Below are 21365 nucleotides of genomic sequence, written 5' to 3'. Positions count from 1 at the left end.
CGGAAAAACCGGAGCGTACACGCTGCCCTGGTGCAATATGGCAAGTAAAATAGCCTTGTGGGTCAGGTTCTTAATACGCCGCTTTATTCACAAACCCTTTAAAAATCGTCAGAAAAACGATTTTGATATCGAACCAAATACTCCATTCGCGGATGTATTCCAGGTCGAACTCCACGCGTTTTTCCATTTTCTCCAGCGTATCGGTCTCACCGCGCCAGCCATTAATTTGCGCCCAGCCGGTGATGCCCGGCTTCATCTTGTGGCGTAGCATGTAACCTTCAATCAACTGACGATACTGTTCGTTATGCGCCACCGCGTGCGGGCGAGGACCGACGATAGACATCCCGCCGGTTAATACGTTGATAAACTGCGGTAATTCATCCAGCGAGGTACGACGCAAAAAGTTACCTACCCGGGTGACGCGCGGATCGTTTTGCGTCGCCTGGGTAACGACCTTATCGTTCTCCATTACCTTCATTGAGCGGAACTTCCAGACTTTGATCGGCTTGCCGTCCATCCCGTAGCGCGTCTGACGGAAAATCACCGGCCCGGGCGAGCTCAATTTGACCGCCAGCGCAATGCAGCACAGTACCGGTGAGATGAGCAGCAGAATCAGCGACGCCAGCACGATATCTTCTGCCCGTTTAAGCAGACGGTTAATCCCTGACAGCGGCGTGTCATACAGCGGAACGACCGGAACGCCGCTCATCTCCTCCACGCGCGAGTGGAGAATATTAAAGGTGAACACATCGGGAATAAGGATCACCGAGCAGGTGGTGTCGGCCAGCTCGCGCACCAATTTTTTCACCATGGCGCCGTCGCTCATTGACATGGCGATATAAACATTGTGAATTCGCGAGGCTTTCGCATCGTCAATTAACTGCTCGAAGTTCCCGGCCCAGTCAGCAGAGACGCCGCCCGGTTTGGGATCGTGATAGACGCCCACCACCTCAAAACCCAGCCACGGCTCATTACGGAAGCTATCCAGCAACGCCTGGCCCGCAGGCAAATCTCCGGCGACGGCGACCCGGCGAGTGTTATAACCACGATTGCGTAGCCAGCCCGCGCCGAAACGAATAAATGAACGGCATAACACTAAGCCCAGGCTGGACAGCGCATACCAGGCCAGCCAGGTGGCAAGGCGGTTGTCAAAGTCATCATTAAACGCCACCAGACCGGCGCTGAAGATCAGGCTCAGCGTCCAGTTTTGCAGTAACAGCGTTAACTCTGTCGACATTTTGACGCCGCGCCAGGAGCGATAAAAATCGGTCATCCCGCCCAGCATTTGAAAAACAACCAGCGTAATCAGCGCCACCAACAGGTGCATGTACAGGAATGGCAGTCCACTGACTTCACAGATGAACCACAGCCCGCCAAACATGATGGTGATATCTGAAAAGCGTTGCACCATAGAGATTAACGATGCATTGGTTTTGGCTCGTTCGCGCTTTTTTAGATTTGTCATCGTTGTTCCTGTGATTGGCCCCTTACCCGCAGGCGGTAAGGGGAGATCTGACGTTACTGATTCAGCAGCGCCAGCAGAGTGCGTGTTCGCGCTTCCATCAGCGGAATATCGCCGCGTGATTCCACATTCAGGCGCACCACCGGTTCGGTGTTCGACGAGCGCAGGTTGAAACGCCAGTCGGCGAACGACATGCTGAGTCCGTCCGTGCGGTCCACCGCCTGCGCCTCTTCCGCGAAGTGCGCTTCCACCCGCGCGATGGCCGCTGCCGGCTCCGCCAGCCTGCTGTTGATTTCCCCGCTCGCCGGGAACGCCGCCATCCGGTCGCGGACCAGTTCACCCAGCGACTGTCCCTTCAGGCACACCAGCTCCGCCACCAGCAGCCACGGGATCATTCCGCTGTCACAGTAGGCAAAATCACGAAAATAGTGATGCGCGCTCATTTCCCCGCCATAAATGGCATCCTCCGTACGCATCCGCTCCTTGATAAAGGCGTGCCCGGTTTTTGACATCACCGGCGTCCCGCCCGCCGCCGTCACCACTGCCTCCGTGTTCCAGGTCAGGCGCGGGTCGTGGATAATCTTCGCCCCCGGGTGTTTTTCCAGAAACGCTTCCGCCAGCAGCCCGACGATGTAGTACCCCTCGATAAACTGCCCTTTCTCATCGAACAGGAAGCAGCGGTCGAAGTCGCCGTCAAAGGCGATGCCCATGTCCGCCCCGTGTTCAATAACGGCCTTGCGGGTGTCGTCGCGACACTCCGGCAGCAACGGGTTGGGAATGCCGTTCGGGAAGGTGCCGTCCGGGGTGTTGTGGATTTTGATGAACTCCACCGGCGCGCCCAGCGCCTTCAGACGCGCTTCGATGGCGTCAATGACCGGCCCCGCCGCCCCGTTGCCGGAATTCACCACCAGCTTCAGCGGGGTGAGATTGTTAACACTGATGTAGGCGAGCAGGTGGTCGATGTAGGCGTCGCGCAGGCTGATTTGTCTGTAGCTGCCGCGCGCGGCCTCGTTCACCGGCGGGAAGTCGCCCGCTTCCGCCAGACGCTGAACGTCGCGCAGACCGGTGTCGCCGCTTATCGGGCGGGCGCCCTCGCGCACCAGCTTCATACCGTTGTAGTCCATCGGATTATGGCTGGCGGTCACTTCAATACCGCCGTCCACGCCGAGGTGGAAGGTGGCGAAGTAAATCTCTTCGGTGCCGGACATACCGATATCCAGCACGTCGACGCCCGCGTCCTGTAACCCTTTCGCCAGCGCCAGCTTCAGCGCCTCGCTGGTCAGACGCACGTCGCCGCCCAGCACGATGGTTTTCGGTTTTAAATATTCGCCGTAAGCGCGGCCAATCCGCCACGCGATATCTTCATTGAGCTCTTCGCCCAGCCTGCCGCGAATGTCGTAGGCCTTGAAACAGGTTAATTTTGTCATGTTCTTACCCTTCTTCAGGCAACAGTTAGCCCTGACCATAAATGGCCAACATCGTTCTTGTTGTTCATTGCCGGATGGCGCGTTGCGCTTACCGGGCACCGTTGCAGGCGTCAGACCCGCCCGTAACGGTCCTCGAACCGCACCACGTCGTCCTCTTCGAGATACGAGCCGGAACGCACTTCAATTAAATCGAGCGGTATTTTTCCCGGATTTTCCAGGCAGTGGGTCGCCCCCAGCGGAATATAGATGGACTCGTTTTCACCGAGCAGCTTAACCTCGCCGTTGATGGTGACTCTGGCGGTCCCTGCCACCACCACCCAGTGCTCGGCGCGGTGATGGTGCATCTGTACCGACAGTCCTTCCCCCGGCTTGACGGTAATGCGCTTCACCTGATAGCGCTCGCCCGCGTCGATGGAGTCGTATTTGCCCCACGGGCGGTAAACCTCGCGGTGCATGTGGTGCTCATGGCGTCCGTCGGCCTTGATCTTCTCCACCACCTTTTTCACGTCCTGCACCGCGTGGCGATCGGCAATCAGCACGGCGTCTTTGGTCTGCACCACCACCAGATCCTTCACGCCGACGGTGGTCACCAGGCCGGATTCGGCGTAAACGTAGCTGTTTTCCGTTTTATGGCTGATGACGTCGCCGTGGTGGACGTTTCCCTCCGGGGTGTGGGCGCTGATTTCCCACAGCGAGGACCACGAGCCGACATCGCTCCAGCCCGCGTCCATTGGCATCACCACCGCGTCCGCCGTCCGCTCCATCACCGCGTAGTCAATGGACTCTTCCGGACAGGCGAGGAAGGCCTCTTCATCCACACGAATGAAGTCAAGATCCGGATCGACGCCGCGCATCGCCTGTTCACAGGCGGCCAGAATATCGGGGCGGAACTTTTTCAGCTCTTCCAGATAGCGTCCGGCGCGGAACAGAAACATGCCGCTGTTCCAGTAGTAATCGCCGCTGGCGACGTAGGCCTGAGCGGTTTCCAGCCCCGGCTTCTCAACGAACTGCGCCACCTCAAAAGCCACCGCATCCGTCGCGCCCGGCACGACATCACCGCGCCGGATATAGCCATAGCCGGTTTCCGGCAGATCCGGCACGATACCGAAGGTCACCAGTTTGCCCGCGTCGGCATAGGGCATGGCGTCGCGCACCGCGTCGCGGAAGGCCTCTTCATTGGCGATCGCATGATCCGCCGCCAGTACCAGCATCAGCGGATCGCAGTCCGTATGCTGGCGCGTCGCCGCCAGCGCCGCCAGCGCAATCGCCGGCGCGGTATTGCGCCCGGCGGGCTCAAGAATAATGTTCTCCGTCAGCTTATTGAGCTGGCGGAGCTGTTCGGCGACGATAAAACGGTGCTGTTCGTTGCAGATAACCACCGGGCTTTCGCACTCCACGCCGTTCAGACGGCAAATGGTGGTTTGCAGCATGGTGAGATCGCCTTTCAGGCACAGAAACTGTTTTGGATAAAGCACGCGAGAAAGCGGCCACAATCGGCTACCGGAGCCACCGGCCATCACAACCGGGTAAAGTTTTGTCTGACGCATTATCATCCCCGAATATCTGCAATAAATTGGCGTAGCACGTTCTCTTTATTGAGCGTGCGTTCGGCGTATTCACGTGCCGTCGTGTTGTTTTTCGGCATGGCGAGCGCCTGGCTAATCCCGTTGACCAGCGCGTCGGTCGACTCCGGCTCCACACAAACGGCGATGCCCGGATAGCGCGCGCAAAGTTGTCCTAATTCGGTGTGCGGCTCAGCGGTAATCACCGCATTACCGCCAACCGCCAGAATGTTAGTCAGCTTGGAGGGCAGTACCGCATCCGCCGCGCCGCGCTTTTGCACCACCAGATGGCAGTCGCCCATTTTCAGCAGCGCGGGTAAGGCGTCGTAAGGCTGCAGCGGGAGGAATTTAATATTTGGCAGGCCGCGTTCGCGGGCCATGTTCTCCAGCCGCGCCTTGCCGCCCCCCTGGCCGACAATCGCAAAAATCAACGGTCGATCGCGTAATCGTTCCGCGGCGTCAATCACCTTTTCCAGCCCTTGCTTTTCGCCGATATTGCCGGAATAAAGCACGATTTTTTTACCCTCTGGCAAGCCAAGCTGCTGACGCAAAGCCGTCACGTCAGCGTCATTAACGTCCTGAAAGCGCGCCACTTCCGACCAGTTCGGAAAAAAGAGGATTTTTTCCGCCGCGACGCCCTTTTCCCGCGCTTTATTCATCATGGAGCGAGAGATGGTCGAAACATTATCAACGTTACGCAGCGCGCTACGTTCAAAGGCCGTTGCTAACCGCGCTACGCTGCCGCGCTTACCTTTTCCCGCCATTCCTAAGCCAAGCATGGCATCCACTTCGTAATCCTGAATATGCAGTACGGTACGCGCGCCGGAGAGTGTCGCCAGCAGACGCATTCCCGGCGTACAAAAGAGCGTCGGTACAACGCCGATAATCCGATCCGGCTTCCAGCGACGCTGCGCCATCAGTGGGAAAAAACTGCTCAATGCAAAGCTCCCCAGATGAAGCAACCGTTTTAAGGTGGAGGGCTGTTTCGGCACATACAGCGGGCAGCGCCAGACGGTAGCCTCGCCCTCTTCCCGGCGATAGCGCCAGGCGGAATAGCGCTCGCCGACCTTCCACTGCGGGTAGTACGGCGGCGCAGTAATGACCCGCACCTCATGGCCTTCCCGCGCCATCCACGCCACCATTTCGCCGGTATATTTGCCGATACCGGTCAGTTCCGGCGAATAGTTAATGCCATAGACCAGGATCTTCATAGGCCCACCGCCGGCGCGTCAGGAGAGAAGTAGGCCCGACTGTTCTCATGAACATTATCGCCTGCCAGAAGCTGTTCCGGCGTCAGCCAGCGGTAACTGCCATGCTGCGCGTCAGGCAGGCGTAAATCGCTCTCCGTCACGCGCAGACGAAAGCCGAGCACGATGTAGTGAGTTGAAAAATCCTCACCGGAAAAGTTGTCGTCATAGAAGTGCTGCCAGACGCCATAAAACGTCCCTGCCGCCAGCGGCAGACGCACGCCCAGTTCCGCCTGCGTCAGGCGTGCAAAGGCGGCCTCCAGCGTTTCGTCTTTGCACACCCGCCCCCCCGGCACAAACCAGTAGCCCTGCGCCGGACGGTTGAGACGCTGGCCCAGTAAAATTTCCCCCTGGCCGTTTTCCACGATGAAATCGAGGGAGATGAGGGGCGTGGTCCGCACCACGGCGGCGAAATCTTCCTGACGTAAAAACATTGTCACCCCCGGAACCGTTGCTGATTCTCAAGGAACCACTGGTAAGTACCGGCAAGCCCTGCCTCCAGTGAAATTTCGTGATACCAGCCAAGCTGATGCAGGCGCGTGACGTCGAGCAATTTACGCGGCGTGCCGTCCGGCTTCGTGGCGTCGAACACCACCCGGCCCTGGTAACCCACCACCTTTGCGATAGTCTGCGCCAGCTCGCGGATGGTGCAGTCCACGCCAGTGCCGACGTTAATGTGCGACAGCATCGGGGCGGTGTTCTCCTGCCACACTTCGCGCGCCAGCTCCATCACGTGAATACTGGCCGCCGCCATATCGTCAACGTGCAGAAATTCGCGCATCGGCGTGCCGCTGCCCCACACCACCACCTCCGGCGCATGGCTCTGCGCAGCCTCATGAAAGCGGCGCAGCAGCGCCGGGATCACATGTGAATTGTCCGGATGGAAATTGTCATGCGGGCCGTACAGGTTGGTCGGCATCACCGAACGGTAGTCGCGACCGTACTGCCGGTTGTAGGACTCGCACAGTTTAATCCCGGCGATCTTGGCGATGGCATACGGCTCGTTGGTCGGCTCCAGCGTTCCCTGCAGCAGCTCGCTTTCCGCCATCGGCTGCCTTGCCAGTTTCGGATAGATACAGGACGAACCGAGAAACAGCAGTTTGTTCACGTTGTGCAGGTGCGCGGCGTGAATAATGTTGCTCTCTATCATCATGTTTTCATAAATAAAATCCGCCGGATACGTGTTGTTGGCGACAATGCCGCCCACTTTCGCCGCCGCCAGATAAACCTGGTCGATACCCGCCCCGGCAAAGAACGCCTGTACCGCGCGCCCGTCGAGCAGATCCAGCTCATCGCGGGTGCGCAGCACCAGCTCCACGTCGCCGCGCTGCGCAAGCTGCCGTACAATGGCGGAGCCCACCATCCCGCGATGGCCCGCCACAAAAATTCGTTGCTTGGTCATGGTCATTCCAAAGATAAATTTACATCGAATCCGTGAGATTTCAGCAGTGAGTGTTTTTTCGCGGCCTCCAGATCGTTCGCCACCATCTCGGAGACCATCTCCGACAGGGTGATTTCCGGTTTCCAGCCCAGTTTCTCATGCGCTTTGGACGGGTCGCCCAGCAGGGTTTCCACTTCCGCCGGACGGAAATAACGCGGATCAACGGCCACAATCACATCGCCCGGTTTCACGCCCGGCGCATCGTGTCCGGTAACGGATACCACGATCCCTTTTTCATGAATGCCTTCGCCTTCAAAGCGCAGTTTTATCCCCAGTTGCGCCGCCGCCAGCTCCACAAACTGGCGTACGGAATACTGCACGCCGGTGGCAATCACGAAATCTTCCGGCTGCTCCTGCTGTAACATCATCCACTGCATTCGCACGTAATCTTTCGCATGACCCCAGTCGCGCAGCGAGTCCATGTTGCCGAGATACAGGCAGGACTCCAGTCCCTGGGCGATATTGGCGATGGCGCGGGTGATCTTACGGGTGACGAAGGTTTCGCCGCGACGCGGGGACTCATGGTTAAACAGAATGCCGTTACAGGCGTAAATACCGTAGGATTCACGGTAGTTGACGGTGATCCAGTAGGCGTACAGTTTCGCTACCGCATAGGGGGAACGCGGGTAGAACGGCGTGGTCTCTTTCTGCGGAATTTCCTGCACCAGACCGTACAGTTCAGAGGTGGAGGCCTGGTAGAACCGCGTTTTCTTTTCAAGACCGAGGAAGCGGATCGCCTCCAGCAGGCGCAGCGTGCCCATCGCATCCACATCGGCGGTATATTCCGGCGACTCAAACGACACCGCCACGTGGCTCATCGCGCCCAGGTTGTAGACCTCATCCGGCTGCACTTCCTGTAAAATGCGGGTCAGGTTGGAGGCGTCGGTCAGGTCGCCATAATGCAGATGAAATTTCGGGTTGCAGCTGTGCGGGTCCTGATAAATATGGTCCACGCGCTCGGTATTAAACGATGACGCGCGGCGCTTGATACCATGCACCTCATACCCTTTTTCCAGCAGAAATTCTGCCAGGTAAGACCCATCCTGTCCGGTTACGCCAGTAATGAGAGCGACTTTTGACATTTTCATTTCCTCAAATAGTCCCGTTAGGGAGTAACTTTCTGAACGCGCTGGCGCGTTACCACTGCGGGATTGCCCCGACAAATCGCATTTGCCGGTAATGATTTAAATACGCTGCTGCGCGCGCCGACGACGGTGCCATGACCTATCGTCACGCCGGGCGCGACAAAAACATCGGTCGCCAGCCAACATTTTTCGCCAATAACAATCGGCGCGGCGTTAATATCGAAATGAGCGCTGGTATAATCATGGCTACCGGTACACAAATACCCTTTTTGTGAAATAACCGCATGTGCGCCAATATTAATTTCACCCAACGTATATAACACAGCGTCGTCGCCTACCCAGGCATAATCGCCGACGGTTAATTTCCACGGGTAGGTAATTTTTACTGACGGTCGAATAACCACATTCTTTCCAATTTTGGCGCCAAACAGACGCAGCAAAAAGGCTCGCCAGCGATACAATATTTGCGGCGACCCAGCGAATAATGTCGCCTGTACCGCCCACCATAATTGTACTTTTAGCGCATTAGCACCGCGGAACCCCTTCGGCACCGTAAAGCCGCTAAGATCCTGCATAATAACTCCCGGTGATTAGACTTTGTTATATCGCGCTTTTGTTTTACCCGTCGTTTTCAGACGTAATAAATAGGATAATTGCGCCCAAAACCCTGGCACACGTAATATTTTTCGCTGTACGTTTTTTGCATCCTGACATAATTCCAGATTATTCGAGGTTGACACGCCGCCCATCGAAAACTCAGATACCAGTCCGTTAATTCGCCGAAAAGGATAGCCTGCTTTATAGAGACGGGCCGCCAGCGCATAATCTGAAGAGACATGATATTGCAGATCATAAGGATACTTTTTTAACGCTGCCGTCGGGAAAAATATCGCCTGATGGCTGGCTGGCAAACTATGGTAGATATAATACCCGGGTTTAGCCTTCCGGCGTATTTTATGCCCGCCGCCGAAATCCAGCAGCGCGTCGCCAATATACATCGCCTCGCCCTTTTGTCGCGCCAGTTGGCGGACAAACAGCGCGGCATCATCATGGAACGCATCACCGGAATTAAGAAACAGGGTATAGCGCCCCTGCGCCAGCGCAATGCCTTTATTCATGGCATCATAAATACCGCGATCCTTTTCACTGATAAAACGCAGGTTAAACTCACCGTGACGTTTTTGCAGAAATTCGCGCGTGCCGTCCTCCGAACCGCCATCCACTACGATCCATTCAAATGACAGGCCCGGATCGCGCGCCAGATTGCGCAGCGAGCGCCAGGTTTTTACCACCCCTTCGTAATTGCGAAAGGCGACGGTAACGACGCTTAAAAACATGCAACCACCCCGTTATGAAATTTTTAACGCCTTGCGCAAAATGAACGGACAGACGATTAAAAAAGCATATTCCGGGCTAAATATTGAACCGGTAAAAAACAGCGACACCGGCGTAAAAAGATAGAGCTGCACCCGAAAATTACGATTATCGCCAAACGCATTTAGCGCCATTTTTAAAACTTTCCCCATATACCACAGCGTCATTAGCACTGCGAACCAGGAAAAATAAATAATCAGCAGATACAATCCATTGTCTATGGTTTTCCCGACATCCGCACCGTTAAAGATTCCGAATGATGCAACATATTCATAAAGTGAGCCAAATCTGACTACACCATCAATATGGGTCAAGGAATATCCGACCATGACTAACGGGCCCACAATACGATAATAAGAAGATGAGCCTTCCGTCCCTAAATCGCCAAGTCGTGTCGCGATATAAGGAAATGCAATAATTACCCCAACCAAAAACAGGGTTAATGAGACCAGCGCCAGTGGAAGTTTTTTCTTTATCGCATCCTTATTCAAATATTGGAACGCCCACTCCAGAAGATAAAACAGGATAAAGGTCATTACCCCTGAAAATGATCCTGATAATATTATCCCTGCCAGAATCATAGCATCGCTTTTCGGTGTTTTGATACCAAACTGTTTGATGCTCAGCCAAATTGAGATTAGTGCCAAAGCGAAAAATGCCGGTTCAAAATAAAGCGCAGTGGTACGCTTACCGCCAAATTTTATGAAGTTCAGTACGTAGCTATTACTGTAAATGAGATATTTCGAAATTCCTTCCATAATACTGCTGCCGCCGGTAAGGATAATTTGCGCCATCTCAACCGCGGCGAGCGCGACCACTATACCCACCACCAGATAAAAAAAACGCAAAATCTTTCGGTGGTTATGCACGGAAATGGTTTTGAATCGGATACTCCAGACCATCCCGATAATGACCACAATATAGACAAACAGCATCGTGGACGTGACATATTTACCAGCATTCAGCGACTGGCCGAACAGGAAGTTAAATGCCGTAAGCCCCGCGCCGATGCCTAAGGCGATCATCAATTTTTTTACGCTAATGCGTTCCACAAATAACAGCAGCAACAGCGGTAAAAAAGTGACGATGGTAATGGGAAAGCTTTCCCCCAGTTGGGCAATCTTGACATTGACCAGTAGGTAGATCAGCGGCAGCAGCAGATAGCTACAGATTCTGATAGAACGAGACATACTCCTCCAGCATCTGTTGACCGCTGTACGCGACGCGGCTACGCATACGAAAGGCGTCCAGCGTTGCGCCGAATACCGCCTGAGCAATCTCTGGCTTACGCCGCTGCGCCAGGCGCAGTACATCTGTAGCGGCAAAGGTCTGGCCGCCGGATTTCGCCAGCACCTCCTGCGCCGCCTCGCTGTGGGTAGCGAGCACCGGTACGCCGATCGAGAGCGCTTCACACAAGATCAGCGGATAGTTATCGACCCGCGAGCTAAAGACCAGCGCATCCATCTCATTGAGCGCGCTCATTAATTTGCGCTTATCGGTTTCAAAACCGTGATTAACAACGTTTTGACCAGTAAAAGGCGAAAATTTACCGAAGGTATGCAGTTCAATTTTTTCGCCCAGCGCCATCATGTCGTGTACCAGACGCTGGTCAGTTTTGCCGTCATAACGCAAGTCATGCGCCACAATGGCAATTCGCGGTTTTCCCGGATTCAGCGGCACAGGTGATAGCTGCGCGAGAATCGCCTCGGTCGCCAGATCGATACCGTTGTTAATAATCTGGCAGCGCCCCGCGCCATAAACGCTGTTAAAGGCCTCGGCCACGTGCTGGCTCGGCGAAATAAACCGGCAGCCCAGCCGCAGCATGTCACGAAAGCGCTGACGTTTGCCGTCAATAAGCTGGTGCGCCCGATCCACCCTGACCGGCGGATAATTGCTTAGGGTCGGACATTTTTGGCAGCCGCTTTTCCAGCCCTCACAACCGTCGGTAAAGGCGCAACGCCCGGTGACGCTCCAGTGATCGTGCAGCGTCCAGACCAGCGTGACGTCCGCTTTTTGCGCTTTGACTTTTTCGCAAAACGTCACGATGTCCGCCAGGTTTAGCCAGTAACTGTGGAGAACATGAAAATGCAGCACCAGCGGGCCGGATGTCTGGATAACCGTGCGGTAAAGATTGTCGAGATTGCCAAACAGATCGCGATTCAGGAAACGAAATAGCGCGATATTGGCGATTGCCGTGCCGCGCGGCGTCTGTTTTATCACCTGCGGATAGCGGTGGTGACTGACGCTTTTTTTTCCGCCTTTGCCATAACCATAGATAAAACGCGACGTCAGCCCTTTTTGCAGCGCCCGCAGATGGAGATCCAACGCCACTCCCGCCGCGCCGCCTTCCGCCAGCCGTACATTAAATTGCAGAATATTCATGTGCTGACCTTCACCCGTGCTTTTTCTCCCACCACCAGCGCATGGTCCGGAATACTGTCAAGCACCACGCTACCCGCGCCAATCGTGACGTGATTACCGATAGTAATATCGCCAAGCAGGATGACATTCGCCCCCAGCTCAACGCCGTGACCAATCACCGGACAAGCCAGGCTGTCCGCGCCGCGATTGCCAATGGTGACGCCGTGGCGAATGGTAAAATCGTCACCGGCGACGACATGTTTGTTGATCACTACCGCGTAACCATGATGGATAGTGAACCGCCGACCAATGGTCGCGGCGGCCTGGATTTCATACCCGAACAGGCATTCCGTGATCACGCGATACAGCACCAGCACCGGCGCGGCCCACAGATTATTCAGCACATTCTTTTTGCGCCAGACGGAACAAAAATGAGCGATACGGTAGGCCAGCACCATGCAACAAGGGCGTAAGCTCCAGCTATTCGCGCGTAAGTCTTCCAGCATCGTTATCGCCCCCGCAGCCCGGCCGCCAGGCGTTTGCTATTACGCACGGAGAGCAACGTCAGCAACGTGCGCCAGGTCATTCGCTTATTGCGAATTTGGTACAGGGTAAAAAGCTGGTATTTTTTACTGGCGCGATCAAATTTATCTTTGTGCTTACGATAAAAATGGAAATAGCCGGAGAACTTTTTCGGCGAAGAGGTAATCTGCATCTCGCCGTGGTTGATATGTAAAATTTGCGTCGCCTCTTCGACTTTCCACGGTTCGCCATACTCCACCACCATGCGCAGAAAAATGTCGTAGTCCTGCGCCGCCTTGAGTTCGGTATCGAACAAACACGCTTTAAAACGCCAGGCCCAGGTAAAAACCTGATTGCCAATAATATTGCGCTTGTAGAACAAGCGGCGCGAATAAGGGGATTTCGGATACAGCGGCAGGCTGGCAGGCTGAGAGTAGACCTCGCCCTCGCACACATAGTCGTTGGCATACAAAAAGGCGTGCGTAGTCAACTGGTGTTTATGGGCCAGAAACACGCTCAGACGGTTTGGCGTCCATTCATCGTCATCATCAATACCGGTAATGTAATGCCCTTGCGCCTGCATAATGGCCTGGTTGCGAACCGCGCAGGCGCCAGTATTCCTGGCGTTATGGGTATAACGGACGCGCGGGTCGTTCAGCTCCTCAACAAATTGTTGTAGCTGCTGATAAGACGAGGAGCAATCATCCACGATGATCATCTCCCAGTGGCGGTAGTCCTGACGTAGTACTGATTTAATCGCCCGGATAGCCAACTGCTGCCTGTTCCAGGTTGGCATATAAATTGAGATCAGCGGATTGTCTGTTGTCATGCTTATTCCCCAGATAGTTTTGCCGCATGGCGCTATGCTTGCCCGGCCTACAGTCACAGGCCGCGCCATCCGGCACGCCTTATTTTTTATTTGGAATCTGACTGGTATTCATACTCGTAATAGCCATAATCCTGGTAGCCCGTCGCCCGGCGGAAAATGGAGTTGAGAATGACGCCTTTGACCTGAATGCCATTCTGGTCAAAACGGCTCAGACTGGTTTCCACCTCTTTTAAAGTGTTGACGGCATAACGCGCCACCATCAGCGTCGTCCCGACGTGACGACCCACAATCGCGGCGTCCGTCACGGCCAGAATCGGCGGCGTGTCGATTAATACCAGGTCGTAGCGGCTGCTTGCCCAGGCGATCAGCTCGCCGAAGCGCTCGCTCATCAGCAGTTCCGATGGATTAGGAGGTACCTGACCGCGCGGAATAAGATCAAAATTAGCGATCGCCGTAGGTTTCGCGCAGGAGGCTATCTCGCCTTTGCCCGCCAGAATGTCAGATAAGCCGTCCACGTTATTGGTGCCGAGCAGTTCATGGGTGTAGCCCTTGCGCATATCGCAGTCGATCAGTAATACCCGTTTATGCGTCTGGCTGATGACGGCCGCCAGGTTGGCGCAAACAAAGGTTTTGCCGATAGAGGGGCTGACGCCTGTGAGCATGAGTACATTATTTTGCGCCTGCATCATGGCGAAATGCAGGCTGGTGCGCAGGCTGCGAATCGCCTCAATCGCCAGATCGGTCGGATTGCCCACCGCCAGCAGTTGGCTCTGCTTGTAACGCTTAATTCCTTTAATGGTTTTGACGCTATCGCGCGCTTTTTGCCATTCCGACAGCGGAATACTGGCATAGACGCTGATCCCGTGCTCCTCCAGCGCCTGCGGGCTTTCGATACCGCGATTAAACAGCGAGCGCAGCAGCACGCCGACAATCGATAACATTAATCCCAGAATAATGCTGCCGAGAATAATCAACGCCTTTTTCGGCTTCAGCACGCCCGGCTGGGTAATCGCCGGGTCAACGATGCGCACGTCGCCAACGGTGCTGGCTTCGGTGATTTTCAGCTCCTGCTGTTTATTAAGCAGTTGCATATAAACCTGCTGGCCGGACTCCACATCACGGGTCAAACGCACAATCTCCTGCTGGGTTTTCGGCATTGCCGTCACCCGCCCGTTCAGTTTGGCTTTTTCATCTTCCAGCGCTTTACGTTTTTCCAGCAGGGTGCGGTAAGCCGGATGCGCTTTGGTAAAGAGCTTGGAAATTTCCGCCTCTTTAAACGTCAACTCATTCAACTGGGCGTCGATATTAACCATCGAATCGAGCACCGCCTTCGCCTCCAGCGGTAAATCCACCGAGTCTTTATCCTGGCGGAAAGCGTTTAGCTTGTTTTCCGCCACATCCAGACGGCTGCGGACTTCCGGCAGTTGTTTTGCCAGAAACGCCAGGCTCTTCCCCGCCTCTTCAGATTTCCGCGCAATATCCTGTTGCAGATAGTTACGGGTAATACTGTTGAGAATTTCGCGGATCTGGTCGCGATCCTCTCCCGTGAACGTCAGGCTCAGAACGCCGGTTTCTTTGCCGGTTTCCGTTACGGTGAGGTTATTTTGCAGGTTATTAATCATGCCAAGCGTTGAGAATTTACTCACCGTAAATTCTGTATCAGGACGGGCGTCAATCGCCTCTACCCGCATCGTCACGCCGTCTTTATTGAGTGGCTGGCCCACAACGCCCTGCGCGCTAAATCCGCCGTCGCTAACCAACTGATAACGTTTGTCGCCCAGCACTTTGAGGGTGAAGATCTGTCCGCTCATCGTCTCTGGTCGGGTGAATGTCGTGACTTTCACCATTTCATTGTGACGCCCCATCAGCCGCTCCCACCCGGCGCCGAACAGCGGAAAGGTGTTTTTGGTGACGGCAATATCCAGATCCAGATCGTCAACGGTCTTCCCCAGCACCAGGCGCGATCGAATGAGCTGAATTTCCGCATCGGAAGCCGGCGGCTTATTCGCTAATGCGCTGTTGATATCCTGTACCAGCGAATTACCGGCGTTTTGTTCAATCTGTACCAGCGCATCGGCGCTATAGATGGGCGTGGCGAAGAACGTATAAATTACCGCGCACAGCGCAAATATGGCCGTCGTCCCCAACACCCACCAACGCGCTTCAATCACCGTTCCGACCAGACGCCCGATATCGATTTCATCGCTACCCGTAACCGCCGCAGATTGTTTTACTTTTTCTGTCATGGTTTTCCCTGCTCTGCATTCAGTGCCTGCGCCCACTGGCGGGCAGACCTTTCCAGTAATGTGTACACCGCCTCAAACGCATCGCGGCTTTTGCGATACGGGTCCGGTATTTCACGCTCGCTGTCCCAGTGACCAAACAGCATTACCTTGCCGCGCATTTCCGGCGCAATGTCGCACAGGGCGGCGATGTGACGTTTCTCCATCGTCAGAATCAGGTCATATTCCCGGCACAGACGCGCGGAAATTTGCCTTGCGCAGTGATTTTCCAAAGACAGATCGTGGGCGCTCGCCACGCTCGCCGCCGCAGGATCGGCGCCTTTGCCGACCAGCGCGCCTAATCCGGCGGACGCAACCGTCAGCGAGGGATGAAAGCGCTTTAGCAAACGTTCCGCCGTCGGGGAACGGCAAACATTCCCCACACAGACCACTAAAATTTTGTTAAACATAACGATTACCAGGAATGAATGTCGCTGGCCGTATCCGTCATATAACGGACACCGCTAATGGTCGGCAGCAACTGATTGATCAGACGGTTCCAGCGAGCAACCGGCGCGGTCGTGACGTACACCACATCGTAAGGCTGAAGTCGGAATTCCGTCGCCATCACCAATGACGTGGCGTCAGACATATCAAGCTGGTAGATATTGGCGATCTTGCCGCCGCGTCCCCCCTCGCCTTTCAACGGACGAATCACAAAAATGCCGCTGGCGTTGGAGGTGGTCAGATCGATGCCTTCCGCATTGCCCAATGCTTCGGTGAGCGTCATACCGCTGAAATCCATTTTGAGGGTGCTCTGTTTTTTCACTTCGCCCATGACAAAGACTTTCAGATCGTCATTGCGCGGCACATACAGAATGTCGCCAGGGTAGAGCAAGCGGTTCTGGCTAAGATCGCCATTTTGCATCAGCGCCTGTAGCGAAATGCGCTGTTCTTTGCCGTTGTGCGTCAGCACGACGTTGCGCCAGTCCGCCATATCGGTCAGGCCGCCCGCAGCGTTAATCGCATCCAGGACGGTTAGCGGTACGTTAGTAATGGCCTGCTGACCGGATTTATTCACCTGGCCGGAGATGTACGCTTTTTGCGAGCGGAAAGCGGCGATATTGACATCCACCTGCGGGTCCGCGATGTACTTCGCTAAACGCCCGGTAATATCGCTGCGAATCTCTGACAAAGTTTTACCGACGACGCTAACCTTGCCAATGTAGGGATAAAACATGGTGCCGTCCGGCTGAACCCAGTTGCCGGTATCGCTTGAGCTGCGGTACTGGCCTGCTGGCGTGGTCAATTCCGGGTGATCCCAGACGGTGACATTCAGCACATCGCCAGGCCCGACGCGATACTGATAACTGGCAATCTCCTGGTCCAGCGACATATTCGGTTGCGCGACATTGGGCCGCGGGCGTAATTGCTCAACCAACCGTGGCGTCAGCGGATACACATTGACCATCCGGTCGAGATCAAAGTCAGCGTCTTGCTGTTTGATCACATCTTTCCCCATCGTAGACATATTGCTGCCCGGAAGTACTGTGCAACCACTTATCAAGCTGAGCGACGCCAATAATGGCATCAATTTCATTTTGGATTTCATCATTGATTATTTATCACTTTGGCAGAGTCATTATCCTGTGCAATTTAAATAGCGGCTTCGTCCGTGCACATTTACCTTGCAGTTAATGGCAGAGAAAATTAACTGGCATCATTCTGAAAAAAAATCAATTCATCCGCAGGCTATTGACAGAATAATAAAGGCTTATATTCAGGCTTTCAGGCACGCTACCGCCCCTGGCTTCTTAGCTACCAATACACTGATTATTCTAAATTTTCGCATTCCCCTCCGATTTCATCCTCGTTCAGATAAAAATCTTCAGCGAAATAAAGGTTACGTATTAATAGTTTTCTCGATGTCGTGACAGGATATTTAAGCGCGCTATCTTAATCCTGCAAGAATTGTTGCAGCTAACCCAATGACAGGCAAGGTAACAAACCCGCCATTCTATATTTTTAAGATTAATATTAAATGAATTAACAGATGATTTTAGGATTTTATTGATGTTGACAATATTTATTTACTCCACTCCACCTGCGATATTTCCTAAATATATTCTTGACATTATTTAGTTTCCGACAGAAACATTACGGCTATTTTAAAGTTATTTTATAGCCGCGTAACAAAGATAAATTGCTCTGCGGCATTGCATTTTTCCGCCGTATTATCCATGATCGAATTGTGACAATTGTCATATTACAGAAGGTATTGCTCTTACTATGGAATGGATTGCCGATCCGTCAATCTGGGCCGGACTGGTAACGTTAATCGTTATCGAACTTGTTCTCGGCATTGATAACCTGGTCTTTATTGCCATCCTCGCTGAAAAACTACCGCCGGGGCAGCGCGACCGCGCGCGCATTACCGGCCTGATACTGGCGATGATCATGCGCCTGCTGCTGCTGGCGTCAATCTCGTGGCTGGTCACCTTGACTAAGCCGCTCTTTAGCGTACAGACGTTAAGCTTCAGCGCCCGCGATCTGATTATGCTGTTCGGCGGCTTCTTCCTGCTCTTTAAAGCCACCATGGAGCTCAACGAACGGCTGGAAGGGAAAGATAGCGCCAACCCTACCCAGCGTAAGGGGGCGAAATTCTGGGCGGTGGTCGCGCAAATCGTGGTGCTGGACGCTATCTTTTCTCTCGACTCCGTGATTACCGCCGTGGGGATGGTCGATCACCTGGCGGTCATGATGGCGGCAGTGATAATCGCCATTAGCCTGATGCTGCTCGCCAGCAAGTCACTGACCCGATTTGTGAACAACCATCCCACCATTGTCATTTTGTGTCTTAGCTTCCTGCTAATGATCGGCTTTAGCCTGGTGGCGGAAGGGTTTGGTTTCCACATTCCGAAAGGGTATCTGTACGCGGCTATCGGCTTCTCGGTGATGATCGAGGCGCTCAACCAACTGGCTATTTTTAACCGCCGCCGTTTTCTTTCCGCTAACCATACGCTGCGCCAGCGCACAACGGAGGCCGTGATGCGGCTGATTAGCGGTAAAAAAGAGGATGCCGAACTGGATGCGGAAACCGCCGCGATGCTGGCAGACCATGACGACAGCCAGATTTTTAATCCGCAGGAGCGCAGGATGATTGAGCGGGTGCTAAATCTCAACCAGCGCACCGTAAGTAGCATCATGACGTCGCGTCATGATATCGAGCATATCGATCTCAACGCGCCGGAAGCGGAAATCCGCGCTCTGCTGGAAAAGAACCAGCATACGCGTCTGGTCGTGACGGGTGAAAATGAACAGGAAGATTTACTCGGCGTCGTCCACGTCATCGATCTGTTGCAACAATCGCTGCGCGGCGAACCGCTCAACCTGCGGGCGCTGATTCGCCAACCGCTGGTTTTCCCGGAAACATTGCCGCTGCTGCCTGCGCTGGAGCAGTTCCGTAACGCCAGAACCCATTTTGCCTTTGTCGTAGATGAGTTTGGCTCGGTTGAAGGCATTGTGACATTAAGCGATGTCATGGAGACTATCGCCGGTAATCTGCCGAATGAAGTCGAGGAAATTGACGCCCGCCACGATATTCAGAAGAACCCGGACGGTTCCTGGACAGCAAACGGCCATATGCCGCTGGAGGATTTGGTGCAGTACGTGCCGCTGCCGCTGGATGAAAAACGGGAATACCATACGATTGCCGGATTATTGATGGAATATTTGCAGCGCATACCGCAAACCGGTGAAGAGGTTCAGGTAGGCGATTATTTGCTGAAAACATTGCAGGTAGAAAGCCATCGAGTGCAGAAAGTGCAGTTAATTCCGCTCCATAACGGCGAGCCAGACCCGGAGATGTAACGTCTGTTCGCCTGCCCCGGCCTGCTTACCAGGCAGGCCGGAGGAGCGTTAGCCTCGCCATCCGGCACTCCTCTTTGGCCAAAAACTACAGCTTATCCAGCAGTTTCTTCACATCTTTACCGTTACGGGTATCTTTATTGCGATCCGCCCAGTCGTTGAGCCGACGCTTCGCCTCATCCTGTAAATGCTTGCGCAATAACTGATCCACTTGCAGGGTATAGTTCAGCTCCTGCCACTTGCCATAGACGCGCAGCGGCACCGGCGTCTCTTTCAGGAAGGTGATCAGGTTGCTATTGCCGTTCCATCCGCCCAGCACACGCAGATTAAATTGCGTATCACAGCTCTGCTTAACCAGATCCAGCGTTCCGCTGCCGGTTAACGCCAGCATAGAAGATTGCCCGACCATGTCGTCGAGCGTCAGCGTGCCCTTATTTAGCGTCAGATCGGTCGTGAAGCGATCCAGTCGGGTCGCGTTGTCCATATTTTCCTGCGACTGCTGCGCGTCGCCGCCGCTTCGCTCTACGGCCTGCTGCACCAGTTGTTGGAAATTCATTCCTTCGAGGCGCGTATTGCTCATGTCAACATGCGCTTTTCCTTTCCAGCTATGGCGAAACGCCTCCGCGTCAATATCCGCCCCGGAGAAATCGCCAACCAGCGACATCTTACCGGTCAGGCTAATCGGATAATTGAAGGCTTTCAGGATAGTCCCAATCTCAACATGGTTGAGGCGAGGGTGGAATTCGATGCGCGGACTGGCGGTGCGGGCGTCAAGCGTGCCGGGCAGCGACATCTCTCCGTCGGCCAGTTTCCCCTGCAACTCGGTGATATCCAGCAATCCGGCCTGATTAGACATCTTCGTCGAAACCTGGGTAAAGTCCATTCCCCGCCAGCGAACTGAATCCGCCTGTAAAGCAATCTCCGCCGTAAAGCTTTGCAGCCCCTGATAAGGCGGCGTACCAACACGCGACGCGATAACTGGCCTGGTCAGGGGGAGCGTATTTTGCCCCTGCGACACCGCGCCGCCCGTCTGTGCCACGGTGCTATGATGCGGCAACAGGTTGTCCAGATTAAGCTTGCTGGACTGGAGGTCAATTTGCCATTCCGGCTGCTCCGCCAGCGTTACCTGAACATGCCCGGTCAGAGAACTGTCATTCGCCGTTAAATTTAAGTGGTTAAATGAAAGACGTTTTTGCGCCTCCTGCCACTGCGCCTGCAATTGTCCCTGCCCCTCAATCCCCTGCGCCGGTAGATCCGCGCCCTGCAATTGCCAGCGCAGTTGCTCAATACCCGCGGTTAAATTATGCGGATAATCGGAAGCATCCACCGTTCCGCTGAATGATAAAGCAAGATCCCGCTGATCGCGGTTCACGCGTCCCGAAAAATCAAACGTGCCGCGATGCTCGGCATCTTGTTCCATATTCAGACGAATATCGCGCACCGTGACCTGGTCATCATTTTCATGCTGGAAAACCAGCACGCTGTCGGCAACGCGCAGGCTACGAATATCAAACGACCAGCCGCGATCTTCCGCTACGTCCGGCAAGGTATTATCTTTCGGCGCGACCGGCGCATCATCGCTGCGTACCGCTTCCGTTTGCGGCGTCAGCTGAATCACCCCGCCCTTCAGCATCACCTGCTTAACATGAAGCTGATGACTCAACAGCGGCCATAAAGCGACATCCAGGCGCATATTGTCAGCCCGCACCAGCGGTTCGCTGGCGCCTCGCGCCGTTAGCGTCATTCGCCCGGAAAGGATGCTGAGTTGCGGCCATACGTGCCAGCGCAGCGGCCCGTCCAGTTGCAACTGATATTCACTACGCGCGGCAACCTGCTGCACCATATAGGCGCGGAAATCATTCGGATTGACCAACAATACCAACGCAGAGAATCCGGCCACCAGCACGACCAGGAGAATCATCAGCGTCGTCAGAAATCGTCTCATGCTACCCTCAATGGACCGGCA

General features: G+C 54.5%; 18 protein-coding genes. 1 reads left to right on the top strand and 17 read right to left on the bottom strand.

Features of this window, described 5'->3' with window-relative positions; all coding sequences use genetic code 11:
• Nucleotides 1-70: 70 nt before the first annotated feature.
• The 16 genes from wcaJ to OLG56_RS08190 form a co-directional block, all read right to left on the bottom strand.
• The gene (gene wcaJ / locus OLG56_RS08265) at nucleotides 71-1465 is read right to left on the bottom strand and encodes an undecaprenyl-phosphate glucose phosphotransferase (protein WP_000183163.1); all 1395 of its coding nucleotides are present in this window, start codon (nucleotides 1463-1465) and stop codon (nucleotides 71-73) included.
• A 53-nt stretch (nucleotides 1466-1518) separates the two neighbouring features.
• Entirely contained in the window at nucleotides 1519-2889 is a 1371-nt protein-coding gene (gene cpsG / locus OLG56_RS08260; RefSeq protein WP_000164192.1) for a colanic acid biosynthesis phosphomannomutase CpsG, read from the bottom strand.
• A 110-nt stretch (nucleotides 2890-2999) separates the two neighbouring features.
• A complete protein-coding gene (cpsB, locus tag OLG56_RS08255) occupies nucleotides 3000-4442 on the bottom strand; it encodes a mannose-1-phosphate guanyltransferase (protein WP_000605943.1) in 1443 nt (480 codons plus the stop codon).
• Complete coding sequence (gene wcaI / locus OLG56_RS08250) at nucleotides 4439-5662, bottom strand: colanic acid biosynthesis fucosyltransferase WcaI (protein WP_000699652.1); 1224 nt, start codon at nucleotides 5660-5662, stop codon at nucleotides 4439-4441. Before wcaI ends, cpsB begins: the two co-directional genes overlap by 4 nt.
• Nucleotides 5659-6132 carry a GDP-mannose mannosyl hydrolase gene (locus tag OLG56_RS08245; RefSeq protein WP_001667082.1) on the bottom strand — a complete coding sequence of 158 codons (474 nt, stop codon included), beginning with the start codon at nucleotides 6130-6132 and terminating at the stop codon, nucleotides 5659-5661. Before OLG56_RS08245 ends, wcaI begins: the two co-directional genes overlap by 4 nt.
• A gap of 2 nt (nucleotides 6133-6134) precedes the next feature.
• The gene (gene fcl / locus OLG56_RS08240) at nucleotides 6135-7100 is read right to left on the bottom strand and encodes a GDP-L-fucose synthase (RefSeq protein ID WP_079900582.1); all 966 of its coding nucleotides are present in this window, start codon (nucleotides 7098-7100) and stop codon (nucleotides 6135-6137) included.
• 2 nt (nucleotides 7101-7102) lie between these two features.
• A complete protein-coding gene (gmd, locus tag OLG56_RS08235; protein WP_079935468.1) occupies nucleotides 7103-8221 on the bottom strand; it encodes a GDP-mannose 4,6-dehydratase in 1119 nt (372 codons plus the stop codon).
• Between the two features lie 23 nt (nucleotides 8222-8244).
• Nucleotides 8245-8799, bottom strand: coding sequence for a colanic acid biosynthesis acetyltransferase WcaF (wcaF, locus tag OLG56_RS08230; protein WP_001153603.1), 555 nt, complete (start codon nucleotides 8797-8799; stop codon nucleotides 8245-8247).
• Between the two features lie 15 nt (nucleotides 8800-8814).
• The gene (wcaE, locus tag OLG56_RS08225; protein WP_000480132.1) at nucleotides 8815-9561 is read right to left on the bottom strand and encodes a colanic acid biosynthesis glycosyltransferase WcaE; all 747 of its coding nucleotides are present in this window, start codon (nucleotides 9559-9561) and stop codon (nucleotides 8815-8817) included.
• Nucleotides 9562-9573: 12 nt separating this feature from the next.
• Nucleotides 9574-10788, bottom strand: a complete 1215-nt coding sequence (gene wcaD, locus OLG56_RS08220; RefSeq protein WP_000091402.1) for a colanic acid polymerase WcaD — start codon at nucleotides 10786-10788, stop codon at nucleotides 9574-9576.
• The gene (gene wcaC / locus OLG56_RS08215) at nucleotides 10763-11980 is read right to left on the bottom strand and encodes a colanic acid biosynthesis glycosyltransferase WcaC (protein WP_061377533.1); all 1218 of its coding nucleotides are present in this window, start codon (nucleotides 11978-11980) and stop codon (nucleotides 10763-10765) included. The genes wcaD and wcaC overlap by 26 nt, the downstream gene beginning before the upstream one ends.
• A complete protein-coding gene (wcaB, locus tag OLG56_RS08210; protein ID WP_000888724.1) occupies nucleotides 11977-12465 on the bottom strand; it encodes a colanic acid biosynthesis acetyltransferase WcaB in 489 nt (162 codons plus the stop codon). Before wcaB ends, wcaC begins: the two co-directional genes overlap by 4 nt.
• A gap of 2 nt (nucleotides 12466-12467) precedes the next feature.
• The gene (gene wcaA / locus OLG56_RS08205) at nucleotides 12468-13310 is read right to left on the bottom strand and encodes a colanic acid biosynthesis glycosyltransferase WcaA (RefSeq protein WP_000205695.1); all 843 of its coding nucleotides are present in this window, start codon (nucleotides 13308-13310) and stop codon (nucleotides 12468-12470) included.
• Nucleotides 13311-13396: 86 nt separating this feature from the next.
• Nucleotides 13397-15556 carry a tyrosine-protein kinase Wzc gene (wzc, locus tag OLG56_RS08200; protein ID WP_061377532.1) on the bottom strand — a complete coding sequence of 720 codons (2160 nt, stop codon included), beginning with the start codon at nucleotides 15554-15556 and terminating at the stop codon, nucleotides 13397-13399.
• A complete protein-coding gene (gene wzb / locus OLG56_RS08195; protein ID WP_000482224.1) occupies nucleotides 15553-16002 on the bottom strand; it encodes a low molecular weight protein-tyrosine-phosphatase Wzb in 450 nt (149 codons plus the stop codon). Before wzb ends, wzc begins: the two co-directional genes overlap by 4 nt.
• A 5-nt stretch (nucleotides 16003-16007) precedes the next feature.
• Nucleotides 16008-17147 carry a polysaccharide export protein gene (locus tag OLG56_RS08190; RefSeq protein WP_000978077.1) on the bottom strand — a complete coding sequence of 380 codons (1140 nt, stop codon included), beginning with the start codon at nucleotides 17145-17147 and terminating at the stop codon, nucleotides 16008-16010.
• A gap of 674 nt (nucleotides 17148-17821) precedes the next feature.
• On the opposite strand from OLG56_RS08190, the gene OLG56_RS08185 reads away from it, so the two are divergent.
• Nucleotides 17822-19402, top strand: coding sequence for a TerC family protein (locus OLG56_RS08185; RefSeq protein WP_000454725.1), 1581 nt, complete (start codon nucleotides 17822-17824; stop codon nucleotides 19400-19402).
• A gap of 85 nt (nucleotides 19403-19487) precedes the next feature.
• Here the strand turns inward: OLG56_RS08185 and asmA are convergent, their stop codons facing one another.
• Nucleotides 19488-21344: an outer membrane assembly protein AsmA gene (asmA, locus tag OLG56_RS08180; RefSeq protein WP_061377531.1), complete on the bottom strand. Its 1857-nt coding sequence runs from the start codon at nucleotides 21342-21344 to the stop codon at nucleotides 19488-19490.
• Nucleotides 21345-21365 lie beyond the last annotated feature (21 nt).

It is taken from the genome of Salmonella sp. 2018103 (assembly GCF_026247685.1).
Classification (GTDB): domain Bacteria; phylum Pseudomonadota; class Gammaproteobacteria; order Enterobacterales; family Enterobacteriaceae; genus Salmonella; species Salmonella enterica.
Note: the sequence above shows the minus strand (reverse complement) of the source record. Positions and strands in the feature narration are given on the sequence as shown.